Source organism: Streptomyces chisholmiae, assembly GCF_031845445.1.
Taxonomy (GTDB): domain Bacteria; phylum Actinomycetota; class Actinomycetes; order Streptomycetales; family Streptomycetaceae; genus Streptomyces; species Streptomyces chisholmiae.
The window spans coordinates 82,838-99,818 of sequence record NZ_JAVREO010000023.1 but is presented as its reverse complement, the minus strand read 5'-3'; the positions used below and the strand labels follow the sequence as shown (position 1 = coordinate 99,818).

Annotated in this window: 15 protein-coding genes, 1 tRNA gene and 1 pseudogene; 6 read left to right on the top strand and 11 right to left on the bottom strand. The window is 71.5% G+C overall.

What is annotated here, in order from left to right:
* Positions 1 to 1,100 (bottom strand): ArsR/SmtB family transcription factor (locus tag RM844_RS28165; protein WP_394814614.1); only part of this gene is annotated, 1,100 nt, incomplete at its 3' end.
* A 147-nt stretch (positions 1,101 to 1,247) separates the two neighbouring features.
* On the opposite strand from RM844_RS28165, the gene RM844_RS28160 reads away from it, so the two are divergent.
* From RM844_RS28160 to RM844_RS28150, 3 genes are read left to right on the top strand one after another with little or no spacing between them, the layout of a single operon-like run.
* Positions 1,248 to 1,634 (top strand): GntR family transcriptional regulator, encoded by a 387-nt coding sequence (locus RM844_RS28160; RefSeq protein ID WP_311670227.1) that lies wholly within the window; start codon positions 1,248 to 1,250, stop codon positions 1,632 to 1,634.
* On the top strand, positions 1,631 to 2,539 hold the full coding sequence (locus tag RM844_RS28155) for an ABC transporter ATP-binding protein (protein WP_311670226.1): 909 nt from the start codon (positions 1,631 to 1,633) through the stop codon (positions 2,537 to 2,539). The genes RM844_RS28160 and RM844_RS28155 overlap by 4 nt, the downstream gene beginning before the upstream one ends.
* Positions 2,536 to 3,387: a hypothetical protein gene (locus RM844_RS28150; protein WP_311670225.1), complete on the top strand. Its 852-nt coding sequence runs from the start codon at positions 2,536 to 2,538 to the stop codon at positions 3,385 to 3,387. Before RM844_RS28155 ends, RM844_RS28150 begins: the two co-directional genes overlap by 4 nt.
* A gap of 68 nt (positions 3,388 to 3,455) precedes the next feature.
* On the opposite strand, the gene RM844_RS28145 is transcribed toward RM844_RS28150, so the two are convergent.
* The 6 genes and pseudogenes from RM844_RS28145 to RM844_RS28125 all read right to left on the bottom strand — a co-directional run bounded on the left by RM844_RS28145 (position 3,456) and on the right by RM844_RS28125 (position 8,775).
* Positions 3,456 to 3,965 carry a hypothetical protein gene (locus RM844_RS28145; protein WP_311670224.1) on the bottom strand — a complete coding sequence of 170 codons (510 nt, stop codon included), beginning with the start codon at positions 3,963 to 3,965 and terminating at the stop codon, positions 3,456 to 3,458.
* 188 nt (positions 3,966 to 4,153) lie between these two features.
* Positions 4,154 to 5,011, bottom strand: a complete 858-nt coding sequence (locus tag RM844_RS28140) for a hypothetical protein (RefSeq protein ID WP_311670223.1) — start codon at positions 5,009 to 5,011, stop codon at positions 4,154 to 4,156.
* A 50-nt stretch (positions 5,012 to 5,061) separates the two neighbouring features.
* A complete protein-coding gene (locus tag RM844_RS28135; protein ID WP_311670222.1) occupies positions 5,062 to 6,279 on the bottom strand; it encodes a hypothetical protein in 1,218 nt (405 codons plus the stop codon).
* A 101-nt stretch (positions 6,280 to 6,380) separates the two neighbouring features.
* Positions 6,381 to 6,689, bottom strand: coding sequence for a hypothetical protein (locus RM844_RS28130; RefSeq protein WP_311670221.1), 309 nt, complete (start codon positions 6,687 to 6,689; stop codon positions 6,381 to 6,383).
* 433 nt (positions 6,690 to 7,122) lie between these two features.
* Positions 7,123 to 7,257 (bottom strand): annotated as a pseudogene (locus RM844_RS33650) (RICIN domain-containing protein); the annotation flags it as partial.
* A 96-nt stretch (positions 7,258 to 7,353) separates the two neighbouring features.
* Positions 7,354 to 8,775: an endo-1,4-beta-xylanase gene (locus RM844_RS28125; protein ID WP_311670220.1), complete on the bottom strand. Its 1,422-nt coding sequence runs from the start codon at positions 8,773 to 8,775 to the stop codon at positions 7,354 to 7,356.
* A gap of 919 nt (positions 8,776 to 9,694) precedes the next feature.
* Between RM844_RS28125 and RM844_RS28120 the strand changes: the two genes are divergently transcribed.
* Positions 9,695 to 11,161, top strand: coding sequence for a non-reducing end alpha-L-arabinofuranosidase family hydrolase (locus RM844_RS28120; RefSeq protein WP_311670219.1), 1,467 nt, complete (start codon positions 9,695 to 9,697; stop codon positions 11,159 to 11,161).
* A gap of 310 nt (positions 11,162 to 11,471) precedes the next feature.
* Here RM844_RS28120 and RM844_RS28115 read toward each other — a convergent pair.
* Positions 11,472 to 11,545: transfer RNA gene (locus RM844_RS28115), tRNA-Gly, on the bottom strand.
* Between the two features lie 142 nt (positions 11,546 to 11,687).
* On the opposite strand from RM844_RS28115, the gene RM844_RS33645 reads away from it, so the two are divergent.
* A complete protein-coding gene (locus RM844_RS33645; RefSeq protein ID WP_394814616.1) occupies positions 11,688 to 11,885 on the top strand; it encodes a hypothetical protein in 198 nt (65 codons plus the stop codon).
* Here the strand turns inward: RM844_RS33645 and dcd are convergent.
* The 3 genes from dcd to RM844_RS28100 all read right to left on the bottom strand — a co-directional run bounded on the left by dcd (position 11,853) and on the right by RM844_RS28100 (position 15,675).
* Positions 11,853 to 12,428 carry a dCTP deaminase gene (dcd, locus tag RM844_RS28110; protein WP_311670218.1) on the bottom strand — a complete coding sequence of 192 codons (576 nt, stop codon included), beginning with the start codon at positions 12,426 to 12,428 and terminating at the stop codon, positions 11,853 to 11,855. The two genes, RM844_RS33645 and dcd, sit on opposite strands and share 33 nt — an antisense overlap.
* 42 nt (positions 12,429 to 12,470) lie before the next feature.
* Positions 12,471 to 13,364 (bottom strand): Yip1 family protein, encoded by an 894-nt coding sequence (locus RM844_RS28105; protein WP_394814613.1) that lies wholly within the window; start codon positions 13,362 to 13,364, stop codon positions 12,471 to 12,473.
* A gap of 70 nt (positions 13,365 to 13,434) precedes the next feature.
* On the bottom strand, positions 13,435 to 15,675 hold the full coding sequence (locus tag RM844_RS28100; RefSeq protein ID WP_311670216.1) for a (Fe-S)-binding protein: 2,241 nt from the start codon (positions 15,673 to 15,675) through the stop codon (positions 13,435 to 13,437).
* Between the two features lie 237 nt (positions 15,676 to 15,912).
* Between RM844_RS28100 and RM844_RS28095 the strand changes: the two genes are divergently transcribed.
* Positions 15,913 to 16,635 carry an NADPH-dependent FMN reductase gene (locus RM844_RS28095; protein WP_311670215.1) on the top strand — a complete coding sequence of 241 codons (723 nt, stop codon included), beginning with the start codon at positions 15,913 to 15,915 and terminating at the stop codon, positions 16,633 to 16,635.
* Positions 16,636 to 16,981: the final 346 nt, after the last annotated feature.

Genomic DNA, 16,981 nt, shown 5'->3' with positions numbered 1-16,981 from the left:
GCCCCCGGCCTTGGCCCCGTCCCCGGCCCCGGCCCCGTCCCCGGCCCCGGCCCCGTCCCCGGCCCCGGCCCCGTCCCCGTCCCCGGCCTTGGCCCCGGCCCCAGCCCCGCCCCCGCGCCGCGGTCCCCCGCGGTCAGCAGCGCGCGCCCCTCGGCCGTCGCGAGGTGGAACGCCCGGCCGGCGGTGCGGACCGTGGTGATCAGGCCGGCGGCGCGCAGCACGTTCATGTGCTGGCTGACCGCCGGGTGCGTCACCTGGAGCAGCCGGGCGGCCTCCACCGTGGAGCAACCGGTACGCGCGGCCCGCAGCAGCTCCGCGCGGGTCCGTCCGATGAGCTGCCCGAGCGGGTCCTGGTCCGCGGGCGTCGGCCCGACCGCCCGCGTGGCCCAGCCGGCCGTGTGCTGGATCGGATGGACCAGGACGGGTGGCAGGTCCCCGTCGGCCAGCGTGGTCGGCGTCGGCCAGCAGAAGAACGACGGCTGGAGCACGAGGCCGCGGCCGGCCAGCCGCAGCTGCTGGTCGACCGGGTACGTCACCTCAAGCACCGGCGGGCGCCAGCGGGTGTCCGGCCCGAGGCTGGTCAACAGCCCCTCCGTGCCGCCGTCCAGCAGGCTCCGCAACCGCCGGGCCCGGTCCGCCTCGATGTCGGCGCGGACCTGCCGCCAGTGCGGGAGGAGCGCCTGGGCCTGGTAGGCGTGGAGCGCGTCGCCGAGCCGGGCGAGTGCCTCCGCGTCGCCCTCGGCGAGCGCCCGCGTCCAGTCGGGCAGCCGGGTCGCGCCGGCCAGCCGGGACAACTCGGCGCGCAGCCGTGGGCGCGGGGTGCCGAGCAGGGTGTCGACGGCCGCCTGGAGGGTGCCGCGGTCGCCGGACGTGGGGGTGAGGAAGTCCGGGGAGTAGCCGTACGGCGGGAGCAGGGGCGAGAGCAGCCGGCCGCTCGGCGGGAGCCGGGGGCGCGCCCAGCGCCGCCAGGCACCGAACACCCGCTCCCCGTCGGTCCGTTGCAGCGTCTGCACGCTGTTGGTGATCTCCCACAGGTAGTCCGGCCCGGGGGCCACCCTGACCCGCGCCAGGTCCTGGGGGGTGAAGTGGATTCGCAGCATGGACCGCTCCGTCGGGACGCGCTCGTGCGGGCCGGTGGGGATCAGGCTCTACCCGCGCCTGGGCCGGGATATGTCAGCGGCCACGCTTGACCTGGCCCCGGCGACGCACCATGCTTTCACTACTTGATTAGTGAAAGGGGGGTTGCGGTGATCGCCTACCGGATCGACCGGCGCACCGGGGTAGCCACCTATCTGCAGATCGTCCAGCAGACGAAGCAGGCCCTGCGGCTGGGCCTGCTCGAACCAGGCGACCAACTGCCCACCGCCCGAGAGGTGGTCGAGGCCACCGCCATCAACCCGAACACCGTGCTCAAGGCCTACCGCGAGCTGGAGCGCGAGGGCCTGGTCGAAGCACGGCGCGGGCTCGGCACGTTCGTGCGGAAGTCACTGCGGGCGGCGGCGCCCCAGTCGCCGTTCGCCGACGAACTGGCCGACTGGATGCGACGGGCCCGCGCGGGCGGGCTCGCCCGCGAGGACGTCGCCGCACTGTTCAGCTCCGCACTGGAGCAGGAGTTTCCCGAGGGAGAGCGATGAGCGCGGAACCAGCCGCACTTGAGGCACGCGAACTCACGATCCGCCACGGCCGTCGCCGCACACCGGCACTGCGGGACTGTTCCTTCCGGCTGCCCGCCGGCCGGGTCTGCGCCCTGGTCGGCCCGAACGGCGCTGGTAAGTCCACCCTGTTGACCCTGGCGGCGGGGCTGCGCCGGCCGACCGCGGGGACGCTGCGGGTGCTCGGCGCCGGCCCGGCCGAGTCCCGGCCGCGGATCGGGTACGTGGCGCAGACCCGGCCGCTGTACCCGCGGCTCACCGTGGCCGACACGCTTCGGCTGGGCGCCGAACTCAACCGGGGCCGCTGGGACCAGGACGCCGCGGAACGCGCCGCGTACGCCGCCGGCCTCGACCCGAGGAGCCGGGTCCGCGCCCTCTCCGGCGGCCAGCGCACCCGGGTCGCCCTCGCGCTGGCCCTCGGTAAACGCGCCGAACTGCTGCTGTTGGACGAGCCGATGGCCGACCTGGACCCGGTCGCCCGCCACCAGCTGATGGGCGCCCTGCTGGCCGCAGTCGCCGAGCACGGCACCACCGTCGTCATGTCCTCCCACGTGCTGGCCGAACTGGAGGGCACCTGCGACCACCTGCTGCTGCTCGACGGCGGCCGGATCAGGCTCGCCGGCGCGACCGACGACCTCAGGGCCGCGCACGCCCGACTCACCGGTACCGCCTCCGACTTCGCGCCGCACACCGTCGTGGAGTCCGGTCCGACCGGTCGCGGCCACACGGCGCTGGTGCGCTCGCGGGGGCCGGTCGACGGCGCCGGGTGGCTGGTCGAGCGGCCATCCCTGGAGGAGCTGGTGCTGGCCCACCTGCGCAACCCCGACGCTCCCGCCCTGCGCACGGAGCACGCCACGCCCACCCCGAGCCAGGAGGCCGCCGCATGACCACGCTCTCGTACGCCCCGCGCCACGGCCTGACCCGGGCGGTGCTGCGGCTGCACCGGGTGTCGCTGTGGAGCTGGGCGGTGCTGGTCGCCGCCGGCGCCAGCGTGCTGGACGGCGCCCCGGGGTCGCGGTCCCCGCAACTCCTCGCCTGGCTGCCGTGCGCCATTGCCGCCTGCGCGGGCGCCACGCTGATCGGCCGGGAACTGGAACGCGGCACCGCCACCCTGGGGTGGACCCAGTCCGTCTCCCCGACCCGCTGGCTTGCCGCGCAACTCGCCGTCCCCGCAGTCGCGTTGCTCGCCGGCATGACGGCGTTGACCTGGCTGTACCGATGGGCGTGGCTGTCCGGCCCGGACGACGGCGTCAACCGGTGGAACAGTGAGTACTTCCACGCCGCTGGACCGGTGGGCCCGGCGTACGTGCTGCTCGGCCTGGCCCTCGGCGCGCTGGCCGCGCTGCTCACCCGGCGCACCCTGCCCGCCGTCGGCCTGGGCCTGGCCGGTATCGCGCTGGCCTACCACCTGGGCGACCGGGTCCGGTCCTCGCTCTGGCCGGTGAGCGAGGTGCGCGGCCCGTGGGGCCCCTCGCTCAACCACGTCGACCAGCTGGAGTTCGGGATGGTCCTGGAGTCCGGGGAACGCGCCAGCGGCCTCGACTGCGGAGACCAGGCCGTGCCCGGCGACCTCGCCGGCTGCCTCGCGGACCACGGGGCGGTCGACTTCTACGCGACGTTCCACCCGACCTCGCACTACTGGCCGATCCAACTGGTCGAGACCGGCCTCGTCCTGGCCCTGACCGCGGCCACGGTCGCCACCACGTTCTGGATCCTCCGCCGCCGCCTCCCCTGACCCCCAGGAGGCCGGGAGCTCGGGCCCGTCCCGGGGCCGCGGTCGGCCGGGCGCGAACACCGCCGGGTTCAGTAGCGGTTGACGGCCCGCAGCACCGGCGTGCCGGCCTGTTCCAGGGTGCCGAGCAGCTCCTGGTTGCTGGTGGCGCGGATCTCCGTCCAGGTTCCGTCGTTGGTCAGCACGTCGATCCCCGGCAGGCCGAAGAGGCCCTTGGGCGGCAGCTCCTCCACCACGTAGATCGCGGAGAACGGCACCTCCCACGCGGTGCCCTGGGCGGTGAGCAGCCGCAGCCGGCGGTCGCCGTAGCCGACCTGGCCCGCCGTCTCGCCGGCGAACCCCGGCAGCGTCTGGGAGTGCCCCTGGGCGGCGGGCGCGGCGGCGGCCAGCCGGCGCCGACGGCGGCGGGCCCGCAGGGCGTGCGGCAGCAGGACCGGCAGCCCGTAGAGCACCGCCCAGGCGATCACCGCCGCCAACAGCGGGACCACGAACGGGACATCGACGTCGTCGCTGTTCGCCACGCCGACCGCCGCCGCGATCCCCAGGGCCAGGAACACCCCGAGGGTGACCCCGATCGACACGCCGGCACCCCCCCACCTGCGGTAGGACACCGGATACTGGGCGACCCGCTCGATGCCGCATTCCTGGATGTGGCCAAGCGTGAGCTGCCGCCGCAGGTCCGGCGGGAACTCATGGCGTGGTGTGTGGGGGAGTGGGCCTTGGACCACGGGTCCGCCTCTCTGGTCGGTAACGCGGGAGGGCGCGCGGATCAGCCGGCGGCCGGCACCGGGGCGGCGGCGTTCTCCTGACCGCCCCCCTCGTCGCCGGTGACCAGCGTGGACTTGCCGGCGATCAACGCCACCATGGTGGCGAGTTGCCTGTCCTGCTCCGGGACCAGGCTGACGCCGGCTGCCATGATGCCGAACTCGGCCCCCGGCGCATAGGAGAGCGCGGCGGCCATGCCGCACCGGCGCGGGTCGCCGTCGCTGTCCCGCACCACCTCGCCGCCCGGCACCGTCAACGGCGGGCGACCGATCAGACCCAGGCCAAGCCCCATGTCGGTCTGGTACTTCTCCACATGGGTGAGGTAGTCCATCCCCGAGCCGCCGACCATCCGCTCCATCAGCGCCGAGGTGTCCAACTCGGCCGTGGTGGCGGGCAGTTTCATCACCGCGACCAGGATCTGCCAGAACGCGGCCCGGTCCCCGTCCCGGGCCGGCACGGTGATCACCCCGTGGGCCAGGAACCCACCGGTCCACAGCTGTTCGCGCCAGAGCATCAGGCCGTCGACGATCTCCCGGTGGCCGTCCAGCGGCATGTTGGGGAAGATCTGCGTCATCAGCTGCTCGTAGCGCCGGCGGGCGGCGACCTGGTCGTCGCCGTCCACCAGGAAGTTGAGCCAGTCGTTCGGCAGGTAGAGCCGCGCCGGCGGCCCCCCGCCGAAGATGTGCTCCTCGGGCCCGCCCGGCCCGCCCTCACCGCCCGGCCCGCCCGGCCCTCCCGCGCCGTTCCCTCCGCCCGCGCCGCTGGCGCCGCCCGTGCCACCGGGCTGGCTGGGCACCCTCGGGTCCACGGGACGCTCCGACATGGCCAGTTGGGCCGGTCCCCCGGCGCCGGTCGTCTCCATCACCCAGTCCTCAGTTCGTGCTCGTCACCGACGCGTCCCGCCACCGTGGCTCAACTCCCTGTCCGGACCGGCGAGTTGTTCCGCGACCAGCCGCTGAACGTGCCCCCGAGGTCGGTGATCGTGCCCATGTTGCCGAAGCTGTCCATGAACCGGGCCCCGCCGGCGTTGACATTGGTGGCGACGGTGAGCCCCATCACGCCCGGCAGCGAACTCGCGGCGCTCCCGTTGCGCATCGCGAAGCCGAACACGTCGTCGACCGCGCTCACGCCCCCCACCTGCAGGCTCGTCAGGGCCTTCATGCCGGCGAACGAACCGGCGCCGAACGCCAGGGCCGCCGTCGACAGCAGGAAGTTCGGGTCGGCGAGGGCCGACGTGAAACTGCCGGTCTCGCCCACCGCCGCACCGTAGTTGGCCACCACCGAGACCGCCGCCAGAGCCAGCGAGACCACGCCGAGCACCTGGAAGCCGGGGATGGGGATCATCGCCAGCAGGCCGGTGATGGAGCTGAGCAGACCGGCGATGGAGCCGATCTTGGACAGGATCGGCGCCCATTCGGCCAGAATGTCGATCAACGCGGCGCCGATGTCGTCGATCAGATCGACGAAACCCTCCGCCAGATCGCCGATCGCGTCCCCGAGCGAGGACCAGAAACCGGGCTCGTTCGGCGCCAGCTCCATGGCGTTCCGCAGCCGACCGGCGATGTTCTGGCCGGACTGGTCGTAGTCCTGCTGGAGCCGAGCCGCCCGCTCCCTGAACTGCTGGAGCGCCGCCTCGGCGGCCTGGACGGCGTGCTCCCGCCGGCCCCGCTCCTCCTCGGTGCGCTCGGCCTCCTCGCGTTCCTCGTCGGTCTCCGGCTCGGGGTCGAAGATCCCGGGGCGGGGCGGCATGCCGTCCAGGCCGGCCTGGGCGCTGTCCAGCGCGGCCAGCGCGGCCGCCGCGTCCCGCTCCAGGTGGTCGGCCCGCCGCTGGAAGTCGCCCATCTCGACCAGCCAGTCGACCATCGCCCGGTGCGCGCCGTTGAACGACTGGTAGGCCTCCTCCACCTTTGGCCGGAAGTCGTCGCGCAGCATCCGCCGGAACTCCCGCGCGGTGCGCCCCCGCCACTCGCCCTCGTCGGCCCCGGAGAGCACCGCGACCACCTCGCCGAGCACCTCGGCGGTGTCGCCGAACTCCGACGAGACGGTGTCCATCGCGCTCTGGTCGCCGGCGCACGGCACGAAGCCGAGCGCCGGGAAGTCGGATATATGTGGTTCCCTCGGAAAGGACATCTACGTTTCCCCCGTTGCTGCCGTTGGTCTTGTCCTGGCCGCACGATGCCCCCGGGCCGGGCCCGGGGGGCCGTGCCTGCGGGGCCGTGCCCGTGGACCGGTCAGGAGCCGGAGTTCGCCTCGTTGAGCGCCTGTGCCAGGCTCAGGTCCAGGTTGTCGAACTCCTGCTCGATCTGGGTCAGCGTGTCCGCCGCACCCCGGGCGAACTCGCCGATCTGGCCGATGCCGTAGCTCCACTCGTCCCCGAACTCGCCCAACCGGTCGGAGAGCGCCCGCACCCCCGCCGAGGCGGTGCCGACGGAATCGATGGCCTCGGACGGATCATCCAGGATGTCGGTGATGTGGGTCAGGTTGCTCCGCACCCGGGAGAGCACTTCACCGTCTATGTAGAGATCGCTGTCCCCGCTCACGTTTCCCCCACTGGTCCTCAGCCCGTCCCGCGCACGGGTCCCGTCGCCGCCAGCCGCGGCGACGGGCCGATTCTAGCCAGCCTTGTGTTCCCGTCCGGGCCCCTGTTCTGTCACCGTTCCGCACGATGAACGGCCCCGCGGCGGGACGGTCGCCGCCCACGGGGAGCGGGCCCGCCGCGGGCCTTGCGGCTCTGCCGGCCTCGACCGTTGGAGCGGGCGACGAGAAGCGAACGCGCGCTCCCAGCCTGGGAAGCGCTGAGCTCTTGGCGGGCCCGTGGTCGCTGGCCTGCCGGACTGCCGCCGACGGCGACGGTCCGGCAGGCCACGGAGAACCGCCGTTGAGCGTGCCCGACCGCCCCGACGGGCACGCATCGGGCAACGGCTCACCGGGCCACAAGGGCCCCCGCGGCCCGCCGAACCTTACGCCGGTGTGTCACTCGAAGTGGGCGAAGAACCTCCAGATCTCTCCCTTGGTCCAGGTGGCGACGCCGCTCTCGCCGGGGGAGCCGTCGACCGGACCGGGGAGGTGGCCTCCGTCGAGCGCGGCCCACTCGACCAGGTACCCGGCACCCAGCTCGACTACGATCGAGATCCGTGTGGGCGGCCGGAGCGAGCCGCACCACACATCTTCATCGACGCACTCCTCGGTCAGCGACCGGCCCCGTCAGGTGACGGTCCAGCGCTGGTTGCTGCCGTCCCAGCAGGAGTAGAGCTGGAGCGGGGCGCCGTTGCCGGAGCCTGCGGCGTCGAGGCAGAGGCCGGACTGGACGCCGACGATGGAGCCGTCGGAGTTCACGCGCCACTTCTGGTTGTCGCCGCCCCAGCAGCTGTAGATCTGGACCCTGGTGCCGTTGCCGGTGCCGCCGGCGTCCAGGCACTTGTTGCCGTAGATCCTGAACTCGCCGTCGGCGGTGCGCGTCCACTGCTGGTTGGTGCCGCCGTGGCAGTCCCACAGACGGACCTGGGTGCCGTCGGTGGTGCTGGAGTCGGCCACGTCCAGACACCGCGCCGAACCGACGCCCCTGATCTGCCCACCCGGAGTGGGCGTGGACGAGCCGCCGTTGAGCGCGTTGAGGACGGCGTCGTAGGCGGGCTTCTTGCTGCCGTCGTTGTTGAACAGCAGCGGCGTGTGGTGCGATCGCCAGGAGTCGCTGTCGCGCACCCCCCAGACGGTGATGCCGACGCAGCGCGCGACCGCCAGGCAGTCGTTGGTCACGTTGGCGTAGGTCGTGGGCGAGGCGCCCTGGATGTCGAGCTCGGTGACGGACACGTCGACGCCGAGCGCGGCGAAACTCTCCAGGGTGGTGCGGAAGTTGCTGTTGTAGGGGTTGCCCTCGTTGAAGTGCGCCTGGAAGCCGACACAGTCGATCGGCACGCCGCGCTGCTTGAAGTCCCGGACCATGGCGTACATGGCCTGGGTCTTGGCCGCGTTCCAGTTCTCGACGTTGTAGTCGTTGTAGCAGAGCTTGGCGGCCGGGTCGGCGGCGCGCGCGGTGCGGAAGGCGACCTCGATCCAGTCGTTGCCGGTGCGCTGCAGGTTGGAGTCGCGCCGGGCTCCCGAACCGCCGTCGGCGAAGGCCTCGTTCACGACGTCCCACTCGACGATCCTGCCGCGGTAGTGGGTCATCACGCCGTTGATGTGGTCGATCATCGCCTGGCGCAGCTCGCCGCCGCTGAGGCTCTGCATCCAGCCGGGCTGCTGGGAGTGCCAGGCCAGGGTGTGGCCGCGCACCTGCTTGCCGTTCTGCACCGCCCAGTTGTAGACGCGGTCACCGGCGGTGAAGTTGAACTGTCCCCGCTGGGGTTGGGTGGCATCGATCTTCATCTCGTTCTCGGCCGTCACCGAGTTGAACTCGCGGTTCGCGATATTCGTGTACACCGAGTCGCCCAATCTGCCCGAGGCGATGGCGACACCGAAGTAACGATCGCTCTGGGCCGCCGCGGCGCCGAGCGTGCTCTCGGCGGCGTGTGCGCTCGGCGGGGTGGCCAGTACACCGACCACGCCGAGGACGCCGACGACCAGCGCTGTCAGCAGACCGCGGAACTTCCGGCGGGCGGTGGGTGGAGATATGGCATAGGAGCCCATGACTGTGCCTCCAGGGTAGACGTCACGGAAGGGCTGAAGTGCATGGCGGCTCACCCGGCGGACCACCACGCGGCGTCGCGTACCTCTCTCAACTGGGCGAAGAGCCAGGATGCGCTGGCGTGAACCTCACCGGATCGGAAACAGGGTGGCGCGGGTGCTGGGGTGCGCGGCTCTGTCGTGCACCACAGAGTGCTCGGGGCAGACCGTTCGACGTGCGAACGGCAACTGTCCTCTCAGTCAGCGAGATTGCGGGAATGACGGGGGATCGTCAATCCTGCTCGCGAAAAAACTTCCGCGCCTCGACCGAAAATTTCCGGAAGCCTGGCGAGTGCGACGGGGACCGCTGGCCGCCCCAGCGCCGCCGTCGGTGGGCGCTGTTGGCGCTGGCCCCGAGGAAAGGGTCGAAACAGCAGGTCGGCGAGCTCCAGCGGCCCCTGAGGTGACAGGTCCAGGTGCCGGCCGGTCGCGCGAGGTCGAGTACCGGTCAGGGTCGGACGTGCTCCCTCAAGCCCGAAGAACAGGCGCTGTTTATGGACAGATGGGTGACAGGCCTTGACCGAGAGGCCCCGCCTTCCTAGCTTGTGGCGCCAAGGAGTCCGTGAAGTTTCGTAAGTTTTCGATGCTTGATGCTTCCCGCCCCGGAGGTCTCCCTGGCCAACGCCCACCGGACGCCCAGTGGATCCGCTGGCGTGACGGCCCCTTGGCGGTAGCCGTCACAACCGGTCGACAACCGGGACGGCCGAAGGCCGGAGGTGTCTCTCGTCTCCGTCCACGGCGAAGCGCTCCGGCTGAGCGCCCAGCGCACCAACTCCGCGGCACACGCGGCCGCTTTCGCACCTACCCCGTCCCTGACCCCCGGGGCGGCCGTTCCGGTTCATCGGGGTCACCACACCCCCGACCCCAGAAAGGGATGCCTCTCATGTGGCTTCGCCGTCCTTCCCCGCTCCGTCTCAGACGCCTGCTCGTCATCCTCGCGCCCTTGCTGCTCGTGGCCACCTTCCTCGGTGCCCAGCCCGCCAGCGCGGCGACCATCGACCCCAACGCCTCGTATGTGCTGGTCAACCGCAACAGCGGCAAGGCCCTGGACGTCTACAACCAGGCGACCGGCGACGGCGCCCGCATCACCCAGTGGACCAGGAACGATCAGGCCCAGCAGCAGTGGCAGTTCGTCGACTCCGGCAACGGCTACTACCGCATCAAGTCCCGCCACTCCGGCAAGGTCCTGGACGTCCACAACTGGTCCACCGAGAACGGCGGCTCGATCGTCCAGTGGGCCGACCTGAACGGCACCAACCAGCAGTGGCGGCTGGCCGACAGCTCTGACGGCTACGTGAGGCTCATTTCGCGCCACAGCGACAAGGCCCTCGAAGTACAGGGCGCCTCCACCGCCGACAGCGCGAACATCGTCCAGTACGACGACTGGGGCGGCGCCAACCAGCAGTGGCAGCTCGTCAAGGTCGGCGAGGACAACCCCGGCCCGTGCGCTCTGCCATCGACATACCGCTGGACATCAACGGGCGCGCTGGCGGAGCCCAGGCCGGGGTGGGTCTCGCTCAAGGACTTCACCGTCGTCCCCCACAACGGCCAGCACCTCGTCTACGCGACGACGCACGACACCGGGACGCGCTGGGGTTCGATGAACTTCAGCCTGTTCGGCAACTGGTCGCAGATGGCCTCGGCCAGCCAGAACCCGATGTCAGCTTCCACCGTGGCGCCCACGCTCTTCTACTTCGCGCCGAAGGACATCTGGGTGCTCGCCTACCAGTGGGGCAGGACCTCCTTCTCCTACCGGACCTCAAGCGACCCCACCAACCCGAACGGCTGGTCAGCCGAGCAGGAGCTCTTCTCCGGAAGCATCTCCGACTCCCCGACCGGTCCCATCGACCAGACGCTCATCGCTGACGACACGAACATGTACCTGTTCTTCGCCGGTGACAACGGCAGGATCTACCGGGCCAGTATGCCGATCGGGGACTTCCCGAGGAGCTTCGGCTCGACCTCGACCGTGGTCATGAGCGACACGACGAACAACCTGTTCGAAGCCCCGCAGGTCTACAAGCTGCAGGGCGAGAACCGCTACCTCATGATCGTCGAGGCGATCGGCGCGCAGGGCCGCTACTTCCGCTCGTTCACAGCCACCAGTCTGAACGGATCGTGGACACCCCAGGCCGTGACCGAGAACAACCCCTTCGCCGGCAGGGCCAACAGCGGCGCCACCTGGACCAACGACATCAGCCACGGCGAACTGCTGCGCACGAGCCCCGATCAGACCATGACCGTTGACCCCTGCAATCTGCAGCTCCTCTACCAGGGGCGCAGCCCCAACTCCGGCGGCGACTACGGTCTTCTCCCCTACCGACCGGGCCTGCTGACCCTGCAGCGCTGACGGCGTGACACGACTCCGGCTCCGGCATGGAGCCGACGTGGCGGGCTCGGCCTTCCGCCGAGCCCGCCGGGTCGCGCGACAACGTCACGACTCGTACGCCGACGGAGCACGGGCCGCACAACGCTCACCAGCCGGAGGGCTCCCACTCCAGCATGCGAAACGGATACCGGCGGCGTCCGGCGGTCACGCACACGCTGTAGGCGCGGCTGTCCGGGCGCCCAACGGCTCCATCTGGCACGGATCCGGCACGTGACCCCATGCCGGCCCCGCTCAGCAGAAACCCCCAGGTCGCTGACCTGGGGGTTTGAGATGGAGCGGGCGACGAGAATCGAACTCGCGCTCTGAGCTTGGGAAGCTCATGTTCTACCATTAAACTACGCCCGCCTGGACCGCCCCGGGGGGCGTTTCCTGTGGTACAGGGTACCGCATCCCCGGGGGCTGGGGTACGTCGGAGTGCCGGGCGGGGAGTGTCGGTGTGGTCGCTTAGGGTGGCGTGCGTTGTCAAGACGCAGAGGAGAAGGCCACGTTGTCCGGTGCCGGCGCCATCACCGTCGTTCGTTGTGTTGAGGGGCACGTCTTCCGTGCCGACCGCTTTCCCATGCCGCAGTTGGGGAGTGAACGGATCGGGCCCGGGCGGTTGTTGCGGTGTCCGCGCTGTGCGCGGCTGCGCAGCGCCGTGCCGGTGGGGCGGTCAGATGCTGGTGCGGTGGAAGTTGAGGTATGACCGGGACGGGGTAGGTCCGCGCTGGCCCTGGTAGCGGGAGCCGGTGCGGGACGAGCCGTACGGGTGCTCGGCCGGGGAGGTCAGTTGGAAGACGCAGAGTTGGCCGATCTTCATCCCCGGCCAGAGCTTGATCGGCAGGGTCGCCACGTTGGACAGCTCCAGGGTGACGTGCCCCGAGAAGCCGGGGTCGATGAAGCCCGCGGTGGAGTGGGTGAGCAGGCCGAGCCGGCCCAGGGAGCTCTTGCCCTCCAGGCGGGAGGCGAGGTTCTCCGGGAGGGTGATCACCTCGTAGGTGGAGGCGAGCACGAACTCCCCCGGGTGCAGGATGAACGGCTCGTCGCCCTTGGGCTCGATCATCCGGGTCAGGTCCGGCTGTTCGACCGACGGGTCGATGTGCGGGTAGCGGTGGTTCTCGAACACCCGGAAGTAGCGGTCGAGTCGGACATCGATGCTGGAAGGCTGGATCATCGCGGGCTCGAACGGGTCGATCCGCACCCGGCCGGCGTCGATTTCGGCGCGGATGTCCTTGTCTGACAGAAGCACCCGTAGAGGTTACCGAAACGGTCACCGGCCGCCGCGTCGGGATCAGAGGGTGCCGAGCTTGATCAGCATCAGCAGGCCGAGCAGCTGGATCGCCGAGGCGGCCAGGGCCCGCGGCCAGGCGATCTCGTGGGACCGGCTGACCATCATGCTGAACAGCAGCCCCGCGTAGAGCCAGGTCGCCCAGCCGAGCACCTGCACCACCGGGTGCCCGCCGCCCAGGAAGAGCGCCAGCGCCAGGCGCGGCACGTCGGTGAGCGTCATGATCAGCATGGCCAGGCCGGCGGTCGGCGCCCACAGCCCGTTGCCGCCGAGCTGCCGCGCCAGGTTGTGGGTGACGGTGCTGAGCACCAGCGCGCCGAGCACCATCGCGACGCCGGTGAAGAGCAGGTACGGGATCAGGCTCGAAATGGTGGTTTCGAGGATGGTGTCCCGGGAGTCGTCCAGCCCGAAGACAGCCACCAGCCCGTAGAGGAAGCTGACGATCAGCGCCGGCCACCACATCTGGTAGTCGCGCATCGTCCAGAAGGTGTCGCTGGGCCGCAGGACGATCCCGGTCAGCAGCGGGCGCCAGGACAGCGGATCCCGGGGCGGCCCGGGCGGCGGCTGCGGGCCGCCGTAGGGGCGGTCGTCGGGCGGCGGGGCGCCGTCGTCGCCGTACCCGTCGCCCGGGTAGCCGCCGTGCGGGTCGTGGCCGTAGCCGGCGTCCGGGTGGGCGCCGTCGCCGTAGTCCCCGTGGCGGTAACCGCCGGGCGGGTGCGGTGAGTTGCCCGGATAGGTGGGATCGCCGTATCCGGGCTGGGGCCCCGGCCCGTGCGGGTAGGGGGAACCGCCCTGCGGGTACTGGTCGTCGCGCTTCCTTCGGTTTCCAGCCACGCCGTAGAACGTACCTTCTCCTCGGGGTGTCGGACTCCGGGTTCTCCCGGAGCGACCCCCCATACCGTCTGTTTCCCGCCGGTCACCCCGGCGGCTGCCTGCCTGTGGTGGGCGTCGGCGGGTGACCGGGGCCTCAGCTGCCGGTCGGTTCGGGCGTCGGCGCCGGCTCGTCGCTGACCTCGTCGGCCGGGCCGGCGTCCGGGGTGCGGACCGAGTCCAGCAGCAGCTGGGCCACGTCCACCACCCGCAGCTCCTCCTTGGCCTGGCCGTCGTTCTTCTTGCCGTTGACCGAGTCGCTCAGCATCACCAGGCAGAACGGGCAGGCGGTGGAGACGATGTCCGGGTCGAGGGCCAGCGCCTCGTCCACCCGGTCGTCGTTGACCCGCTTGCCGATGCGCTCCTCCATCCACATCCGGGCACCGCCGGCGCCGCAGCAGAAGCCGCGCTCCTTGTGCCGGTGCATCTCCTCGTTGCGCAGGCCCGGCACCCGCCCGATGATCTCCCGGGGCGGGGTGTAGACCTTGTTGTGCCGGCCCAGGTAGCACGGGTCGTGGTAGGTGATCAGCCCCTCGACCGGGGTGACCGGGACCAACCGCCCCTCGTCGACGAGGTGTTGCAGCAGCTGGGTGTGGTGGATGACCTCGAACTGGCCGCCCAGCTGCGGGTACTCGTTGGCGATGGTGTTGAAGCAGTGCGGGCAGGTGGCGACGATCCTGCGGGCGCCGGCCTCCTTCAGCGAGGCGACGTTCTGCTCGCCGAGCTGCTGGAACAGGAACTCGTTGCCCAGCCGGCGGGCCGAGTCGCCGGTGCAGGCCTCGTCGCCGCCCATGATGGCGAACCGGACGCCGGCGATGTGCAGCAGCTCGGCGAAGGCCTTGGTGGTCTTCTTGGCGCGGTCCTCCAGGGCGCCGGCGCAGCCGACCCAGTAGAGGTACTCGACGTCGGCCAGGCTCTCCACGTCCTTGCCGACCACCGGGACCTCGAAGTCGACCTCCTTGGTCCACTCCAGCCGCTTCTTCTTGGCCAGGCCCCAGGGGTTGCCCTTGCGCTCCAGGTTCTTCAGCATGGTGCCGGCCTCGCTGGGGAACGCCGACTCGATCATCACCTGGTAGCGGCGCATGTCCACGATGTGGTCGACGTGCTCGATGTCCACCGGGCACTGCTCGACGCAGGCGCCGCAGGTGGTGCAGGACCAGAGGACGTCCGGGTCGATCACGCCGTGCTGCTCGGCGGTGCCGACCAGCGGGCGCTCGTGCTCCGGGACCGCGCCGGCCGGGTCCGCCGGGGCGTCCACCGCGGCGGCGTCGGCGCCGGCGGACGCGGCCAGCAGGTAGGGCGCCTTGGCGTGCGCGTGGTCGCGGAGCGACATGATCAGCAGCTTGGGGGAGAGCGGCTTGCCCGTGTTCCACGCCGGGCACTGGGACTGGCAGCGACCGCACTCGGTGCAGGTCGAGAAGTCCAACAGGCCCTTCCAGGAGAAGTGCTCGACCTGCGAGACGCCGAACTGCGGCTCCTCGGCCGTCTCGTCGTCCGCGTCGTCGAAGACGGTCTCGAAGTCGATCGGCTTGCCGCCCGAGGTCATCGGCAGCAGGGCGCCGAGCGCCGGGGCGCCGTCCGCGTTCCGCTTGAGCCAGATGTTGGGGAAGGCCAGGAAGCGGTGCCAGGCGACGCCCATGTCGGTGTTGAGCGCGACGGTGATCGCCCAGGTCATGGTGGTGCCCAGCTTGATCAGGGCGACCAGGTAGACGAGGTTCTGCAGGGTGCCGGTGGAGAGCCCGTCGAACGCGGCGACCAGCGGGTAGGAGAGGAAGTAGGCCGGGTCGTAGCCGTCGACGTGGTGCAGCGCGCCCTCCAGGCCGCGCAGCGTCATGATGGCCAGGCCGATGACCAGGATCACGTACTCGACGAAGTACGCCTGCCAGGAGGTGGAGCCGGTGAAGCGGGACTTGCGCCCCGGCCGGCTGGGCAGGCTGAGCAGCCGGATCACGATCAGGGTGCCGATGCCGAGCACCGTCATGGTGCCGATGAACTCGATGTACATCTCGTAGGGCAGGAAGCCGCCGATGACCGGCAGCGTCCAGTCGGCCTGGAAGAGCTGGCCGAACGCCTGGACGATGGTCAGCCCGAGGGTGAGGAAGCCGATCGCGACGAACCAGTGCGCGACGCCGACGACCGCCCAGCGGTTCATCCGGGTGTGCCCGAGGAACTCCCTGGCCAGCGTCCACGAGCGGGCCTTCGGATCGTCCGTGCGCGACCCGGCGGGGACCGGCTGGCCCAGGCGCAGGCGGCGGACGATGTCGACGACGGCCCGGCTGAATAGCGCGACGGCGACCGCGGTGAGCGTCAGCGAGATGACGATCGCGGCGAGTTGCATAACGGCTCCTCGTACCTGCGGACGGGCGGGCGGGAAGGGCTAGACGATAGCCCAGCCAACATCCTACTGAGCGGTAACTCGATTGGCTAACAGTCCTTGTCGGGGCGGTGTCGGCCCGCCGGGCTTGACTTCAAGTTGGGTTGAGATTCCAGGCTGTGGGGCGTGCCGGGGTGAGCCCCCGGACACCGGAGCGCGGCCGGTGAGCGGTCGCCACCGCAGCGAACCTGGAGGTCAGCCATGTCCACCGCCATCGACGTCCCCGGCAGCGGCATCCCCACGAGTGATCCCGTCGGCGACTCCACCCCCGCCGGCGACTCCACCACCGGCGTCGAACCTGCCGGGGCCGGCTCGGCGGAGGCCGGCCGGCCGGTCCGGATCACGGTGATCCTCGGCAGCGTCCGGGACGGCAGGTTCCTGCCCACCGTGGCGGACTGGTTCACCGAGCGGGTGGCCGAACGGGCGGCCGGCCGGGGCGACGTGCTGGTGGACCGGCTGGACCTGGCCGAGGTGCCGCTGCCGCTGGACATGGCGGCGCCGGACGGCGGGTCCTCGCCCGAGGTGGGGGCGGCGCTGGCCGCGGCGGCCCGCCGGCTGGCCGAGGCCGACGCGTTCGTGGTGATCACCCCCGAGTACAACCACAGCTTCCCGGCCGCGTTGAAGAACCTCGTCGACTGGCACTTCGCCGAGTGGCAGGCGAAGCCGGTCGGCTTCGTCTCCTACGGCGGGGTCAGCGGCGGGCTGCGCGCGGTGGAGCAGCTGCGCACGGTCTTCGCCGAGCTGCACGCGGTGACCATCCGCCGGTCGGTCAGCTTCCACCACCCGTGGAGCTGGTTCGACGAGGCGGGCCGGCCCAGCGACCCGGAGGGCAGCGCGGCGGCCGCGGCCGGGATGCTCGACCAGCTGCACTGGTGGGCCAGCGCGTTGCGCCAGGCCCGCGCGGAGACGCCCTACGCGGCCTGAGCGCCGGGGCGCGGGCGGGGCGTGAGCGCTCGGGGGCGCGCGCCCCCGGCCCAGCCCCCGCCCTTCCCCGGTCCGGTGCCGCCCACGAGGCCCGCGCGAAGACGCACAGCGGGGGCCGGCGGCCAGGACGCCGAGCCGGTCCGGCCCGGCCGCCCGGGCCGGCCGCGCGACCACCCCGGTCAAGTTCGGCCCAGTCAGAGACCAGCCCAGTCAAGGCCGGCCCGGTCAAGTTCGGTCAGGTCCGGCCCGGCCACCACTCCGGTCAGGTCAGGTCAGGTCAGGCCGGGTCCAGTCCAGACGAGACCAGCCCGGTCGAACCCCAGCTCAGCCAAGCCCCCCAGCCACA

Coding starts and splice junctions, on each gene's coding strand:
- RM844_RS28135 (WP_311670222.1), bottom strand. CDS start 6,279: ATGTCCTTTCCGAGGGAACCACATATATCCGACTTCCCGGCGCTCGGC.
- RM844_RS28105 (WP_394814613.1), bottom strand. CDS start 13,364: ATGGGGGGTCGCTCCGGGAGAACCCGGAGTCCGACACCCCGAGGAGAA.
- RM844_RS28150 (WP_311670225.1), top strand. CDS start 2,536: ATGACCACGCTCTCGTACGCCCCGCGCCACGGCCTGACCCGGGCGGTG.
- RM844_RS28125 (WP_311670220.1), bottom strand. CDS start 8,775: ATGGGCTCCTATGCCATATCTCCACCCACCGCCCGCCGGAAGTTCCGC.
- RM844_RS28100 (WP_311670216.1), bottom strand. CDS start 15,675: ATGCAACTCGCCGCGATCGTCATCTCGCTGACGCTCACCGCGGTCGCC.
- RM844_RS28140 (WP_311670223.1), bottom strand. CDS start 5,011: ATGGAGACGACCGGCGCCGGGGGACCGGCCCAACTGGCCATGTCGGAG.
- RM844_RS28120 (WP_311670219.1), top strand. CDS start 9,695: ATGTGGCTTCGCCGTCCTTCCCCGCTCCGTCTCAGACGCCTGCTCGTC.
- RM844_RS28095 (WP_311670215.1), top strand. CDS start 15,913: ATGTCCACCGCCATCGACGTCCCCGGCAGCGGCATCCCCACGAGTGAT.
- RM844_RS28155 (WP_311670226.1), top strand. CDS start 1,631: ATGAGCGCGGAACCAGCCGCACTTGAGGCACGCGAACTCACGATCCGC.